Source organism: Parabacteroides sp. ZJ-118, assembly GCF_011038785.1.
In the GTDB taxonomy this organism is placed as follows: Bacteria; Bacteroidota; Bacteroidia; order Bacteroidales; family Tannerellaceae; genus Parabacteroides.
Window position 1 is genome coordinate 38984 of record NZ_JAAKDT010000020.1, and the last position, 14142, is coordinate 53125.

A 14142-nucleotide genomic window follows, 5' to 3' on the forward strand; every position below is an offset into this window, starting at 1 on the left:
TTTACCGGATGACCATGATCTTGGTTACCACGCTCTCTTTCGCCTCGGGCGTGGAAGAGAGCACCAGGTAGACCCCGCTGGCGACACGGCTGCCGCCCGCGTCGCGGCAATTCCAGGTAAGTTGCCCGCCGGAAGATTGGGCTTGAAAGAGGATGTTGCCGTTCAAATCCGTGATCTTGACGTTGGAGTCTGTCATCAATCCCGTGATCGTGACCTGGTCTGCGTACTCCGGGCGTACGGGATTCGGATAAGCGTAGACCTCGGAATAATCTTCCTTGCCCTCGCTGGCGTCCGACCTATAGGAGAGGATGCCGTTTTCCGTTCCGAAGAAGACTTCCCCGGTCTGATCGTCGATAGCGATACTGTTTATCTTGTTGGAAAACAGGGGAGAGTTCTCGGTCGTGAAATTCTCCAGGGTCTCGCTTCCATCCTCGCTCACCAAAAAGACCCCGTTTCCCTCCGTACCTAACCATTTGCGGTTGCCTCCATCCACGGCGATGGCCGTTACTTTGGCGTTATCCAGGAAATAAGTGGGGTTGTCTCCTTGAATGGATCGGATGATCCGGGTACAATAGACATTTTCCGGATCGCTTACCGCTTTATCCGGCACCGGGCAAAGGATAGGGCCTCTATTGGTTCCTATCCATACGGTGCCGTTCTTATCCTCGGCCATGCAGAAATAGCCGCTGACAGAGATCGCTTCTCCCGTCGGCCTGTTCAGGTTGAAGCTCGTGATCTTATTGACTACATCATCCGAGGTATCGTCGATCGTCCCTTTATCATCGAAAACGATGATGCTTACATCTTCCCGCGGTATATTTACCCACTTGTGGCCTTTGGAGGTGATCAATAGCTTGTCTACCAAAGACTGGTTGTTCAGCATATTGTACGAATTGGATTTCAACGCGCTCCATGTACCGTCATTTTTCAATACGTTGATGCAGCTGCCTATGGCCGTATTGGTCATCCACAGATTTCCCTTCTTGTCGTAGCACAGTCCCTCCACACGCGTGTAGTTCAGGGACGCGTCGTTCGTGGCGGAGGCCAACGTGCTGTTCGTCCGGTTATGCAGCTTCACGTACTCGTTGTCCTTGAACTCATAAACCCCTTCTCCCCACGTAGACGCGAAGTAGTGTGTCGGGTCGTTGGGATCAACGGCAACCGATGTGATGTCGGAGAAACGGACTTTGCTCTTTTGTGCTATTTCCGTTTCATCGAAGTTGGTCCATTTCCCGTTTTCGTAGACCATCAACGTGCCGGGGCGTCCTTTTCTGTTCGCCCATCGTCCGCCACCGGCTACCAATAGCTTGCCTTGTTGAAAAGTCATGAAGTCGCAATAATTGCGTTTCGGACTCTCTTCCGGGGAAATCAACCGAGAGGCGAATACCTCCATCTGATCTCCTTTCAGCTTCATACCTACCAGGCCATCCGATCCGGAGGCGACCCAATAGGTGTCGGAGGTGTTTTGACAGGATATGTCGTTTGTCGTGCCCGTGGCTACTCGTATTTTTCGCGATAGCGAGGAGCATATGTAGGTATGGGTGTTTGTATACGCGAGAAGCTTGTCTCTTTGGATCGTCAGGTTGTTTATGTTACTGTCTATGCACATGTTTTGGATCGCGTTGTTCGCGTCTTGGTAATAAACTCCTTTTTTCTTTACGAAAAAGCAAAGTGCATTTTGAAACAACCCGATCTTCTCGATGTCGTCCTCATTGAATTTATCCGTGTCGAGTGAGATCTTTTTCCAAAGATTCGCGTCTAGTAAATTATCATTCGTGGAGGCGGATAGCAATCCCTCCGCGGTGGCGGCATAGATAGAATCACCTTTGATGCATACGGATCTTACCATCTTATGGAGTCTGTAAGTATCTGTAATCTCATTTTTACGCGTATTGACTACGACGATACCGAAATTCATGGATAAATAGGCGTACTCCTTGTAAAAATAGATCGAATGAACCGTTGGATCTTGGATGTTTATGCCGGTTTGGATATAAGGGAGATTATAAATGCCGGCATCGCTCAATAAATCGATATTGCCGTTGCCATAAATGATTAACAAGCTCTTGGTCTCATGATTGTAATCTATATGGGCGATGCCGTTGTCGCTCAATCCGTTTTGGCGAGAATACAATCTTAAACGCTGGTCTTCCTTGTCGTAGCTGTATAAGGAACCGTTCGCTACGGCGAAGACGCTGTTGTTAGCCTCCGCCACGTTTGTCGTGCTGTAGTATGACAGGTACGGAGTCCATGTTCCGACACCTTGTGCCTGGATCATTTGTGTCAAAGCGCACAACAGTAAGCATAGGGATAAAATACGTTTCATATGAATCAAGATAAGGAGGATAAAAATTCGGCCAACTTATGCACGGCAAGAGCACGGTGGCTGATCCTGTTTTTTAGAGCGTCGCCAAGCTCGGCAAATGTTTGCGTATAACCATCCGGCATAAAGATAGGATCGTATCCAAAGCCGGATTCACCTTTTTTCTCGGCGGTGATGACGCCATGAATGATTCCATCGAACAAATATTCCTTATCATCCAGGATCAAGGCTATTACGGTACGGAAACGGGCCTTTCGATTCTCTTTCCCTTCCATCTCGCGAAGTAGTTTCCGCATATTGGCCCGCGCGTCATGCCCCGGCCCGGCGTAACGTGCGGAATAGATACCCGGAGCGTTGTTTAATGCTTCTACCTCAAGCCCGGTATCGTCGGCAAAACAATCGAAGCCGTAGTGTTCTTTTATGTATCGAGCTTTGAGCAAGGCGTTTCCTTCCAGCGTATCGGCAGTCTCGGGAACCTCCTCTTGGCAATCGATTTCCTCCAAACTTACGATATTCACCCAATCAGCGGTGATTTGTCGTACCTCCTCCAGTTTATGTTTATTGTTGGTGGCAAATACCAATGTTTTCATATTACTTATCCATGTTTTGTTTCTATTTTTGTGCAAAAATACATATCAGTTTCTTATAAATATGAAGAATGCGCAGATACGTCTCTATATTTTTTCCTTAGTAGTAACGTTATTTTTTAGTATTTGTTTTACTTCCGCTGATTTTTTGACCATACCGGTTATTGCCGTTAAGGACTATCTGATTATAGGGGCTCAATGGATGGTTGTAACGATAGCCCTGTATTTTGTCAGTTTGCTATTAGCTGCTGATAAATACATATTCGCGATCACCTTTCCCGCGCTGGCCTTTATCAGCGCCCTGTTAGCATGGTTCCGTCTGACAATGAATGCTACATTGACACCTATGATCTTGGACGCCGCGCTAGAAAATGATTTCCGTACATCCGGTGATATGGTATCACCCGGACTTCTGTTTTTTGTGGCAGGTACTTTATCCCTGTCGCTCGCTTTGGTCTATTATAGATATAGGCACATCACGATCCGGCGATCCTTTTACCCGGCTTGTATCGGAATCGTGTTTCTATTCGCTATTACCCGAATAAACTCCTTCAAACGCCCTATATCGGAACGTATTCCCTTCACCCTTTATTATACTTTTATGAAATATCGGGAGGAAAAACAGGTAATTAGCGAGAAACGGATTGACCTGACGGAAGGCATTCATTGTGGTGACGAGGATGTAACGGTCGTATTTGTCTTAGGCGAATCCTTACGCCCGGATCATTTGGGATTGAATGGGTATGAGCGGAATACGACTCCCCTTTTATCCGAAGAGGATATAATATCTTTCCCCTACATTTATACGGAGCAGACATATACAAACCGGAGTCTCCCTCATCTCTTGACTCGTGCGGACAGCGCGGATTTCTCGAGAGCCTATACCGAGAAATCCTTTGTGAGTATGTTCAAGGCCTGCGATTTCTATACGGTATGGCTCGCCAATCAAGAGGCGGCCGATACCTATGTCTATTTTATGAATGAGTGCGATTCCCTTTTCCATATAAACATAGAGAAATCTTCTTATGTATTTGATAAATGGGTAGATGGGGATTTATTTCCTCTTTTTGATAATGCTCTCAAGGTGAACAGGAATAAAAAATTGATCCTATTGCATACGATTGGCTCTCATTGGTGGTATAACTCTCATTTTACGGATGAGTTTGCCTGTTTTCAACCACTGGTGAAGAGTAAGGTTATATCTTCATGTACAAAGGAGGAAATGATAAATTCGTATGATAATACGGTTTTGTATACGGATTATTTCTTACACGGTCTCATAGATCGTTTGAAGGATAAAAACGCGATATTGATCTATCAATCCGATCATGGAGAGGCGTTGGGAGAGGAGGGCGTGTGGTTGCATGCGGCGGAAACTCCCTATACGCATAGGGCTGCTTGTATGGTTTGGATGTCGCCTGTTTATAAAGAAAACCATTTCAAGTTTTATGAACGGGCGAAAGACAATTCTCAAAAAAGATTCAGAACCGATTACCTATTCCACAGTATCTTGGATGCGGCCGGTATCGGTTCTGAATATTTGGATGAGTCCTTAAGTATATTTCGTTAAGTCTTTATCTGATCGAACCCCTCGCCATACACCCCGCGGACGATGCTTTGGGAGATAAAGGCTTGGTGGTCTATCCGTTTCACGAGCCGGAAGATAGAGACGGATTCGGATTTCTTGGCGAGTAACACGACTACCTTGACAGGTTTGTGGGAATAACCGCCATGCCCGTCCAGTATCGTGCAGCCGCGGCCCAACTCATGGATGATACGATCCGCGATCTCGTCATACTTCTGGGAGAAGATGAGGAATTGTACGGATTGGCGATTGCCGTTCAATACCATGTCGAGGACGTAATTGCTTATGAACATCTCCACGAAACCGAAAACGATCTTATCCACGTTATGGAACAAGAGGAAAGAGGAACTGATAATGAGGAAATCACAAAACAGAAGGATACGTCCGATCGATATATTCTTGTATTTATTGATTACCGCGCCGATAATATCTGTACCTCCGGTACTGCCGTTCGCCGAGAATACCAAGCCCAATCCGGCACCACACATGAACGCTCCGATGATGATACTCATAAACGGCTGGTCGTGCAGTATAGGTTGCCCTCCCAACAGCCATTCGAAGAAGGAGAGGGAAGTGGATAATGAAAAAACTCCGAAAATAGTTTTTATCAGGAATTTGAATCCCAGGATCTTTAAGGCTACTATCAACAGGGCTACGTTGATGACAAAATAAGATACGGATACCGGGATCAATCCGTTGGAGGCAAAGAAGATCAGCGCGCAGATACCACTTACCCCACCTGTCACGATCTCGTTGGAAAGGATAAAGGCGTTGAACCCGAATCCGTACAATAAAGTTCCGAACAGAATGATCAGATAATCCTGTATGGAAAAATAGATTTTTGTGAGTTTTAAGTTCATCCCACTACGATATTAACGATTTTACCGGGAACGACAATCACCTTCTTGACGGTCTTGCCTTCCATCCACTTCGCTGAGTTCTCATGATTCAAAGCCGCTTTCTCGGCCTCCTCCTTAGAAATATCCGCCGGCAGCTCCAGGTTGTAGCGAGTTTTGCCATTGAATGAGACCGCGTAAACAACGGATTTCTCCTTGAGATAGTCTTCGTTGTATTCCGGCCATTGGGCATCGCAGATGGTCGTATCATGTCCCAATTGATGCCATAGCTCTTCCGCTATATGAGGAGCGAACGGAGCCAATACGATGATCAGCGGCTCCAAGATGGCACGCTTGCCGCATTTTAAGCTTGTCAACTCGTTCACGCAAATCATGAAGGCGCTAATGGAGGTGTTGTAGGAGAAATGCTCGATGTCGAACGTTACTTTCTTGATCAGCTTATGCAAGGATTTCAATTCGTCGGCCGTAGGCTCGGCATCGGCTACTTGCAAGGTGTCCGTATTGCCGAAGAACAGGCTCCAGAGCCTCTTCAAGAAACGGTGTACGCCATCGATGCCGTTCGTATCCCAAGGCTTGGATTGCTCCAACGGGCCTAGGAACATCTCGTACAAGCGTAGGGTATCGGCGCCGTATCTCTCGACGATCATATCCGGGTTCACGACGTTGAACATGGATTTGGACATCTTCTCGACCGCCCATCCGCAGATGTATTTACCATCTTCCAATACGAATTCCGCGTCGTTGTATTCCGGACGCCAGTTCTTGAAAGCCTCTATATCCAACAGGTCGTTGGATACGATATTTACGTCTACGTGGATAGGAGTGACCTCGTATCGATCTTTTAAGTTCAAGGAAACGAATGTATGGGTTCCGTTGATACGATACACGAAGTTCGAGCGTCCTTGGATCATACCTTGGTTGATCAATTTCTTGAACGGCTCTTCCTCGCAAACGATGCCCAAGTCGAACAAGAACTTATTCCAGAAGCGGCTGTATATCAAGTGGCCGGTAGCGTGTTCCGTACCGCCGATATATAAATCCACGTCTCTCCAATATTCATCGGCGTCTTTAGCGACCAAGGCTTTATCATTACACGGGTCCATATAGCGCAGATAATAGGCGGAAGAACCGGCGAAGCCCGGCATCGTGCAAAGCTCCAGCGGGAAGATCGTTTGGTTATCGATCTTTGATACCTCGGTGACTTTTTTGTTCACCGTATCCCAAGCCCATTCAACGGCGTGTCCCAATGGAGGCTCGCCCGTCTCGGTAGGCAAGAATTTATCTACTTCCGGCAGTAACAGAGGCAGGCATTCTTCCGGCAACATCTGCGGCAGGCCATCGGCGTTGTAATATACCGGGAACGGTTCGCCCCAATAACGCTGGCGACTGAAGATAGCGTCGCGTAAGCGGTAGTTTATTTTCACACGTCCCAGATTGTGCTCTTTCACGTATTGTTTGGTAGCGGCTATCGCTTCCTTGATCGTCAGTCCGTTTAAGGAGAGATCGCTATGAGGGGTAACGCCGGCTCTCGGAGAGTTGCATACGATACCTTCCTTGGCATCGAAGCTCTCCTCGCTTACGTCGCAACCTTCCACCAGCGGACGGATTTCCAGTCCGAAATGCTTCGCGAAAGCGTAGTCGCGGCTATCGTGCGCCGGAACCGCCATGATCGCTCCCGTACCGTAGCCGGCCAATACATAGTCGCTGATCCAGATGGGAACCGCCTCGCCCGTAAACGGGTTGATGGCGTAGGAACCGCTGAACACACCGGTCACCTGACGGTCGGCGATGCGCTCTCGCTCGGTGCGTTTCTTGGTACGATCCAGATAAGCGTCCACTTCCGCTTTTTGGCCTGCCGTGGTCAATTGTTGAACCAGTTCGCTTTCCGGGGCTAATACCATGAAGGTAACACCAAACATCGTATCGGCACGGGTCGTAAAGATCGTGAATTCCCTGTCGCTGTCTTTTACCTTGAAGCGAATCTCGGCACCTTCGCTGCGGCCGATCCAGTTCTTTTGAGTCTCTTTCAAGGAATCCGTCCAGTCGATCGTATCCAATCCGTCCAGCAAGCGTTGCGCGTAGGCGGATACACGCAAGCACCATTGGCGCATGATTTTTTGTTCTACCGGATAGCCTCCACGCTCGGAGACACCGTTCACGACCTCATCGTTCGCCAGTACGGTACCCAAAGCGGCGCACCAGTTTACCATGGTCTCGCCGCGGTAAGCGATCCGGTAGTTGAGTAATATCTCTTGCTTTTCCCGATCGCTCTTGGCTTTCCATTCCTCGGCGGTGAAACTAAGTTCCTCGCCGCAAGCTACGTCCAGCCCTTCCGTACCGCCGGTCTCGAAGGTCTGTATCAACTCGCTGATCGGGCGGGCTTGCTTCTTGTCGTTGCAGTAGTAGCTGTTGAACATCCGGATAAAGGCCCATTGCGTCCATTTGTAATATCCGGGATCGCAGGTGCGGATCTCGCGGCTCCAGTCGTAGCAGAAACCGATCTTTTCCAATTGCTCCCGATAACGGGCTATATTGTTTTTTGTCGTGATCTCCGGATGTTGGCCGGTCTGGATGGCGTATTGCTCGGCGGGCAGTCCGTAAGCGTCGTAGCCCATCGGGTGCAATACGTTAAAACCTTGCAAACGTTTGAAACGCGAATAAATATCAGAAGCTATATAACCGAGCGGGTGGCCAACGTGTAATCCCGCGCCGGAAGGATAGGGGAACATGTCCAATACATAGTATTTAGGCTTACTCGCGTCCTTTTCGACTTTATAAACCTTTTCGGCAATCCAGTAGTCGTGCCACTTCTTCTCAATCTCCCTGAAATTGTACTCCATGATCGTTTATCGTTTTTGTATCGTTTTCTATTCAAGGCAGCAAAGTTAGTGAATTTATTTATTCTACAGGAGTTATTTACAGGAACAGTTCGTTTCGCGTAGCCCATCGGGGGCGAGATCGATTTTCGGTTCGTTTCGCTTGTAACTCGGTGAGTGACTTTGAAAAAGCGCGGTTATTCCCAAAACGGGTTTATTTTGAGCGAGTCATGATGTAATCGGCCAGCCGGATCAAGGAGGTCCGTGCCTCGGATCCGGGTAATCTCAAAAGGACATCGACCGCTTTATCGCGATATTCCCGCATGCGGGCCTCGGCATACTCGATTCCGCCGCTCGCCTTGGCGAACTCGATCAAGGAATCGACATTCTCCGCCCCGAAATCCTTCCGCGAGATCATATCCAGGTAGCGGGCCGTCTCCCCTTCCCTACCCTTCCGCAAGGCATATAACAGCGGGAGCGTGACCTTACCCTCGCGGATGTCATTTCCCGTCGGCTTACCGATATCCGCGTCCCTGAAATAATCGAAGATATCATCCTTGATCTGGAAGCAATACCCCAGATACTCGCCAAACTCGCGGCAAAGAGCGATCACCTCCGCGGAGGCGCCCGATGAGATGGCTCCGATCTCCGTGCAAGCGGAAAGCAGGGTAGCCGTCTTCTTCCGGATGACTTGCAGGTAGCGATCCTCGTCCAAGATATGCTCCTCGGCGATCTCCAATTGCTTGATCTCTCCCTCGGACAAGTCTCTGCCTAAACTGGAGACAATCCCGACAATCCGCAAATCGCCGGTTTGTATGGAACGGATCAAGGCGGTGGAAAGCACGTAATCGCCTACCAACACGGAAATACGGTTATCGAAGATCGCGTTTAACGAGGGAACGCCGCGACGCTGCTTCGTCTCGTCGATCACGTCATCGTGAATCAACGTGGCGGTATGCAAAAGCTCCAGCAAAACGGCGGAATTGATCGTGTTGTCCGTAACCTGTCCACAGGCCTTGGCGGTGAGGAGCACCAATAGCGGACGCACATGCTTCCCGGTAGAATTCAGTATAACGTCGATAGCCGATTGCAGCCGGATGGTGTCGCTGCGCAGAGATGCCTCGAAATCCGTATTGAAACGTTCGAACTCAGCGGAAACCGGTCCTTCTATTTTCCTTCTTTCATCCATAATTCCATGCAAAGATGCGCAAAAGTAACAAAAACTATCGAGTAAGCGAGTTTTTTCGTACATTTACCCAGATTTTGTCCCACTAAAACGTGTTAAAAGCAATGAAGTTATTCCTTATAGACGCGTACGCGTTGATTTATCGCTCCTATTACGCCTTCATCAAGAATCCGCGTATCAACTCCAAGGGCATGAACACCTCCGCCATTTTCGGTTTTATCAACAGCCTGGAGGATGTGTTGAGACGCGAGGACCCGACGCATATAGCGGTGGCCTTCGACCCGAAGGGACCGACCTTCCGCCACGAGGCCTTCGAGCAATACAAGGCACAACGGGAGGAGACGCCGGAAGCGATCCGCCAGTCCGTCCCGATCCTCAAAGAGATCTTGGCGGCTTACCGTATCCCGATTCTGGAGGTGCCCCGCTACGAGGCGGACGATGTGATCGGCACCGTGTCCAAACAGGCGGAGAGGGAGGGCTTCGATGTTTTCATGATGACGCCGGACAAGGATTACGGGCAGCTGGTATCCGGGCATATATTCATGTACCGCCCGAGGTTCGGGGGAGACTACGAGATCCTGGGCGTACCCGAGGTATTGGACAAATACGGCCTTACGCGCACGGAGCAGGTGATCGACTTGCTGGGACTGATGGGCGACGCTTCCGACAACATCCCCGGCTGCCCGGGTGTCGGCGAGAAGACCGCGCGAAAGCTATTGACCGAATTCGGAAGCGTCGAGAACCTGCTGGCGAACACCGATAAGCTGAAGGGCGCGCAAAAGAGGAAGGTGGAGGAGAACGCCGGGCAAATCCGTTTCTCCAAGTTCCTGGCGACGATCCGGACCGACGTCCCCATCGTGTTCGATGCCGCCCGTTGCCTCCGCGAAAAGCCGGACGAGGAGCGCCTGACCGAGATATACGCGGAATTGGAATTCAAGACATTCATCGACCGGCTACGCCCCGAGCCGGCCCCGGGCGCCGCCCCGAAAAGCCCCGTTCAAGGCGATCTGTTCGCGGCTTTTACGCCCGAGCCTACGGAGGCTTCCAAAAATCCGGTTCTCACGGACTTAAAGCGCACCCCTCACACCTATCATTTAGCGGATACGGAAGAAAAACAGGCCGATTTAGCCCGCTTTTTATCGGGTCAGGAATTTTTCGCTTTCGACACGGAGACCGACGGCATCGATCCCTTGGAAGCCGGGTTGGTCGGCATGTCGTTTGCCGTGAGGGAAAACGAGGCTTGGTACGTCCCGGTGCCCGCCGACCCGGTCGAGGCGGCGAGGGTGGTGGAGCGCTTCGCGCCGGCGCTGCGAGACCCCGGCTCCTTAAAGATCGGGCAAAACATCAAATTCGATATCTTGGTGCTTCGCAAATACGACGCGAGGGTAGCCGGCCCGCTGTTCGACACGATGATCGCCCATTACCTGCTGAATCCGGAATTGCGGCACGGGATGGATTACCTGGCGGAGACCTATCTCGGGTATCGGCCCGTTCCGATCGAGGAGCTGATCGGCCCGAAAGGGAAGAAGCAGTTGTCGATGCGAGACGTCGCGGTGGAGCGGGTCGCCGAATATGCCGCCGAGGACGCGGATGTCACGCTCAAGCTGAAGAATCGCTTCGCGCCCGCGCTGGAGCGGGAGGGGCTGGAATCCCTCTTCACCGCGATCGAGATGCCGCTGATCTATGTGTTGGCGGAAATGGAGGCGGCCGGCGTCACGCTGGATACGGTGGCGCTCAAGCAATCGTCGGGCGAGCTTACCGCCTCCATGAACAAACTGGAGCAGGCGATCTACGAGCTGGCGGGCACGACGTTCAACATCAACTCCGCGAAACAGGTCGGCGAGGTCCTGTTCGACCGCTTGAAGCTGGACGAGAAGGCGAAGAAGACCAAGACAGGCGGCTACAGCACCGGCGAGGAGGTCTTGGAGAAGCTGCGCGGCAAGCATCCCATCATCGGCAAGCTCCTCGAGTACCGCGGGCTTAAGAAATTGTTAAGCACCTATATCGACGCCCTCCCCGAGCTGATCCATCCGCGGACCGGAAAGATACACACCTCTTTCAACCAAGCGGTGACATCGACCGGGCGCCTCAGCTCCACCAATCCGAACCTGCAGAACATCCCGGTGCGCGACGACCTGGGCCGCGAGATCCGCAAGGCCTTTATCCCGGACAACGCGGATTGCCTCTTCTTCTCGGCGGACTACTCCCAGATCGAGCTGCGTATCATGGCCCACCTGAGCGGCGACCCGCGTATGATCGAGGCTTTCCGGAGCGGAGCGGACATCCACGCCGCCACGGCCGCCAAGATCTACGGGATCCCGGAGGGGGAGGTGACCGCCGATATGCGCCGGAAGGCGAAAACCGCCAACTTCGGCATCATCTACGGCATCTCCGTCTTCGGGCTCGCCGAGCGCCTGGGCATCCCTCGCTCCGAGGCCAAGGAGCTGATAGAGGGCTACTTCAACACCTACCCCCGCGTCAAGGCATACATGGAGGAGAGCATCCGGATCGCCAAGGAGAAGGGATACGTGGAGACGCTTTTCAAGCGTAAGCGTTTCCTTCCGGATATCCACTCGCGCAACGCCGTCGTGCGCGGCTATGCCGAGCGCAACGCGATCAACGCCCCGATCCAGGGGAGCGCCGCCGACATCATCAAGCTGGCGATGGTGCGCATCCACGAGCGCTTCGAGAGGGAGCGGTTGAAGAGCAAGATGATCCTCCAGGTGCACGATGAGTTAAACTTCAACGTCTGCAGGGAGGAGGCCGAGGCGGTGAGGAGGATCGTGCTGGAGGAGATGGAGAACGTCGTGACGCTACGGGTCCCCCTGATCGCCGATTGCGGCGAGGGGGCGAACTGGCTGGAGGCGCATTAAACGCATCGATCACCCATAAATAATAAAGCTTATGAAAACGACAATTTTCTTTATCCTTCTATCGCTCTTCCTCTCCGGCGAGGCTCGGAGCCAAGGAGTAGACTCGACCTCGCGCATCGAGACGGAGCATTTCATCATTGACCGCTATTTCGTGGGTAAGCATACGACCGATTACCTGACCCTCAAGGGGGGCAATCCGCTCGCGAAATGGGAGAAGGGCATGAACAATATGTATTCCGTCCGGTTCGAGAATAACTTGAAGCAACAAGATTTCATAGACACATTACGAGAGGAGCTAATCAAGCCCTACCTCGGAGCGTTCCTGGACACCTTGCCGCCCGACTCCCTCAAAGAGATGAAAATGGTAATACTTAAATACCAATTTGATATCCATCAAAAGCTCATCGGATGTTCCTTACAGATGCCCGGCGGATTGTTCGACCGTTACCCGCAGCTCGAACCCCTGCTCTATCAGTGGGCGGAAGGCGCGAAAGCGTTTGACTTTACAAGATACAAGGTCACATTCTGGGATAAGGAGAAGTTCGGATACGGCGAGCTTATCATACTAGCCGGATATTATGTCAACTGGCTGAACCGGGAACGGAGGAAGCAGTCCGTTGGTGGACCCCTCTCCCGCTGAGTGGCTTTCCGGGATGTATTTGGCGGCCGATCCTCTTTTCTCCCGTAAAATCCCGTAAAATCATCGTCATCCCGGATTTTTTTCAGGCATAGCGCTTGTTTATATCAAAAAAACTGATACATTTGAACCGGGAGAATGTATCGGTAATCCACTTGGAGCGAGGCTCTTTCTCCGGGTCGGTTTCTGTTCATAGCCATACTTTTGGAATTATTGTTTATCTATTTACCAACGTTAAATCTACCGCTCATCATGAAACAATCGAAAAATACCCGACAAATTCGGCTCGGGTTATTCCTGTACCTTATCGCGTGATACTACGAAGGCCGCGGCCTCCTTTGAAACAGTAATAACACTTAAAACAGTAAAGCTTATGAAAACGACAATTTTCTTTATCCTTCTATCGCTCTTCCTCTCCGGTGAGGTTTGGAGCCAAGGAGTAGACTCGACCTCGCGCATCGAGACGGAGCATTTCATCATTGACCGCTATTTCGTGGGTAAGCACACGGATGACTACCTGACCCTCAAAGGGGGCAATCCGCTCGCAAAATGGGAGGAGGGCATGAACAATATGTATTCTGTCCGGTTAGAGGGTAGCTTGGAGCGACAAAATTTCATAAACACATTATGCGATGAGCTAATCAAGCCCTACCTCGGAGCATTCCTGGACACCTTGCCGCCCGATGTCCTCGAAGATATGGAAATGGTAATACTTAAATACCAATTTGATATCCATCAAAAATACATCGGGTGTTCCTTAAGTGTGCCCGGTAGATTGTTCGACCGCTATCCACAGCTCGAACCCCTGCTCTATCAGTGGGCGGAGGGCGCGAAAGCGTTTGACTTCACAAGATACAAGGTCACATTCTGGGATAAGGAGAAGTTCGGATACGGCGAACTTCCCGTCGTACTTGTATATTATATCAACCGGCTGAACCGGGAACGGAGGAAGCAGTCCGCCGATGGACCCCTCCCCCGCTGAGTGGCTTTCATAACCTCCTTGTGTCACGCCGGAGTTGATCCGGCACTAACAAATACAAATATGAAAACGACAATTTTCTTTATCCTTCTATCGCTCTTCCTCTCCGGCGAGGCTCGGAGCCAAGGAAAGAATCCATCCATATGGATCGAGACGGAGCATTTTATGATCAATCGCTATTTTGGCGACTACTTCACGACCGATTACCTGACCCTCAAAGGGGGCAATCCGCTCGCGAAATGGGAGAAGGGCATGAACAATATGTATTCCGTCCGGTTAGAGGGTAGCTTGGAGCGACA

At 50.8% G+C, this 14142-nt stretch carries 10 protein-coding genes; 5 read left to right on the plus strand and 5 right to left on the minus strand.

The genetic code is table 11. The features are described from left to right. Position 1: 1 nt before the first annotated feature. Positions 2–2326, minus strand: a complete 2325-nt coding sequence (locus G7Y39_RS07085; protein ID WP_165156422.1) for a two-component regulator propeller domain-containing protein — start codon at positions 2324–2326, stop codon at positions 2–4. A 5-nt stretch (positions 2327–2331) separates the two neighbouring features. Then, entirely contained in the window at positions 2332–2913 is a 582-nt protein-coding gene (locus G7Y39_RS07090) for a non-canonical purine NTP diphosphatase (RefSeq protein WP_165156424.1), read from the minus strand. Between the two features lie 199 nt (positions 2914–3112). Between G7Y39_RS07090 and G7Y39_RS07095 the strand changes: the two genes are divergently transcribed. Then, entirely contained in the window at positions 3113–4480 is a 1368-nt protein-coding gene (locus G7Y39_RS07095; RefSeq protein ID WP_165156426.1) for a phosphoethanolamine transferase, read from the plus strand. On the opposite strand, the gene G7Y39_RS07100 is transcribed toward G7Y39_RS07095, so the two are convergent. From G7Y39_RS07100 to G7Y39_RS07110, 3 genes are all read right to left on the minus strand, one after another. Further along, a complete protein-coding gene (locus G7Y39_RS07100; protein WP_165156428.1) occupies positions 4477–5355 on the minus strand; it encodes a YitT family protein in 879 nt (292 codons plus the stop codon). The two genes, G7Y39_RS07095 and G7Y39_RS07100, sit on opposite strands and share 4 nt — an antisense overlap. Continuing rightward, entirely contained in the window at positions 5352–8192 is a 2841-nt protein-coding gene (leuS, locus tag G7Y39_RS07105; protein WP_165156430.1) for a leucine--tRNA ligase, read from the minus strand. Before leuS ends, G7Y39_RS07100 begins: the two co-directional genes overlap by 4 nt. Positions 8193–8382: 190 nt before the next feature. Continuing rightward, the gene (locus G7Y39_RS07110; protein WP_165156432.1) at positions 8383–9357 is read right to left on the minus strand and encodes a polyprenyl synthetase family protein; all 975 of its coding nucleotides are present in this window, start codon (positions 9355–9357) and stop codon (positions 8383–8385) included. Positions 9358–9458: 101 nt separating this feature from the next. Between G7Y39_RS07110 and polA the strand changes: the two genes are divergently transcribed. The 4 genes from polA to G7Y39_RS07130 all read left to right on the plus strand — a co-directional run. Next, positions 9459–12227 (plus strand): DNA polymerase I, encoded by a 2769-nt coding sequence (polA, locus tag G7Y39_RS07115; protein ID WP_165156434.1) that lies wholly within the window; start codon positions 9459–9461, stop codon positions 12225–12227. Positions 12228–12258: 31 nt separating this feature from the next. After that, complete coding sequence (locus G7Y39_RS07120; RefSeq protein WP_165156436.1) at positions 12259–12867, plus strand: hypothetical protein; 609 nt, start codon at positions 12259–12261, stop codon at positions 12865–12867. Positions 12868–13237: 370 nt separating this feature from the next. Then, a complete protein-coding gene (locus tag G7Y39_RS07125; RefSeq protein ID WP_165156438.1) occupies positions 13238–13846 on the plus strand; it encodes a hypothetical protein in 609 nt (202 codons plus the stop codon). Between the two features lie 60 nt (positions 13847–13906). Next, positions 13907–14142, plus strand: a 236-nt coding sequence (locus tag G7Y39_RS07130; RefSeq protein WP_165156440.1) for a hypothetical protein, incomplete at its 3' end; no start/stop codon positions are given.

Excerpts from the sequence above, each read along its gene's own strand:
- G7Y39_RS07100 (WP_165156428.1), bottom strand. The coding sequence starts at position 5,355 with ATGAACTTAAAACTCACAAAAATCTATTTTTCCATACAGGATTATCTG.
- G7Y39_RS07125 (WP_165156438.1), top strand. The coding sequence starts at position 13,238 with ATGAAAACGACAATTTTCTTTATCCTTCTATCGCTCTTCCTCTCCGGT.
- G7Y39_RS07120 (WP_165156436.1), top strand. The coding sequence starts at position 12,259 with ATGAAAACGACAATTTTCTTTATCCTTCTATCGCTCTTCCTCTCCGGC.
- G7Y39_RS07085 (WP_165156422.1), bottom strand. The coding sequence starts at position 2,326 with ATGAAACGTATTTTATCCCTATGCTTACTGTTGTGCGCTTTGACACAA.
- leuS (WP_165156430.1), bottom strand. The coding sequence starts at position 8,192 with ATGGAGTACAATTTCAGGGAGATTGAGAAGAAGTGGCACGACTACTGG.
- polA (WP_165156434.1), top strand. The coding sequence starts at position 9,459 with ATGAAGTTATTCCTTATAGACGCGTACGCGTTGATTTATCGCTCCTAT.
- G7Y39_RS07090 (WP_165156424.1), bottom strand. The coding sequence starts at position 2,913 with ATGAAAACATTGGTATTTGCCACCAACAATAAACATAAACTGGAGGAG.
- G7Y39_RS07095 (WP_165156426.1), top strand. The coding sequence starts at position 3,113 with ATGGTTGTAACGATAGCCCTGTATTTTGTCAGTTTGCTATTAGCTGCT.
- G7Y39_RS07110 (WP_165156432.1), bottom strand. The coding sequence starts at position 9,357 with ATGGATGAAAGAAGGAAAATAGAAGGACCGGTTTCCGCTGAGTTCGAA.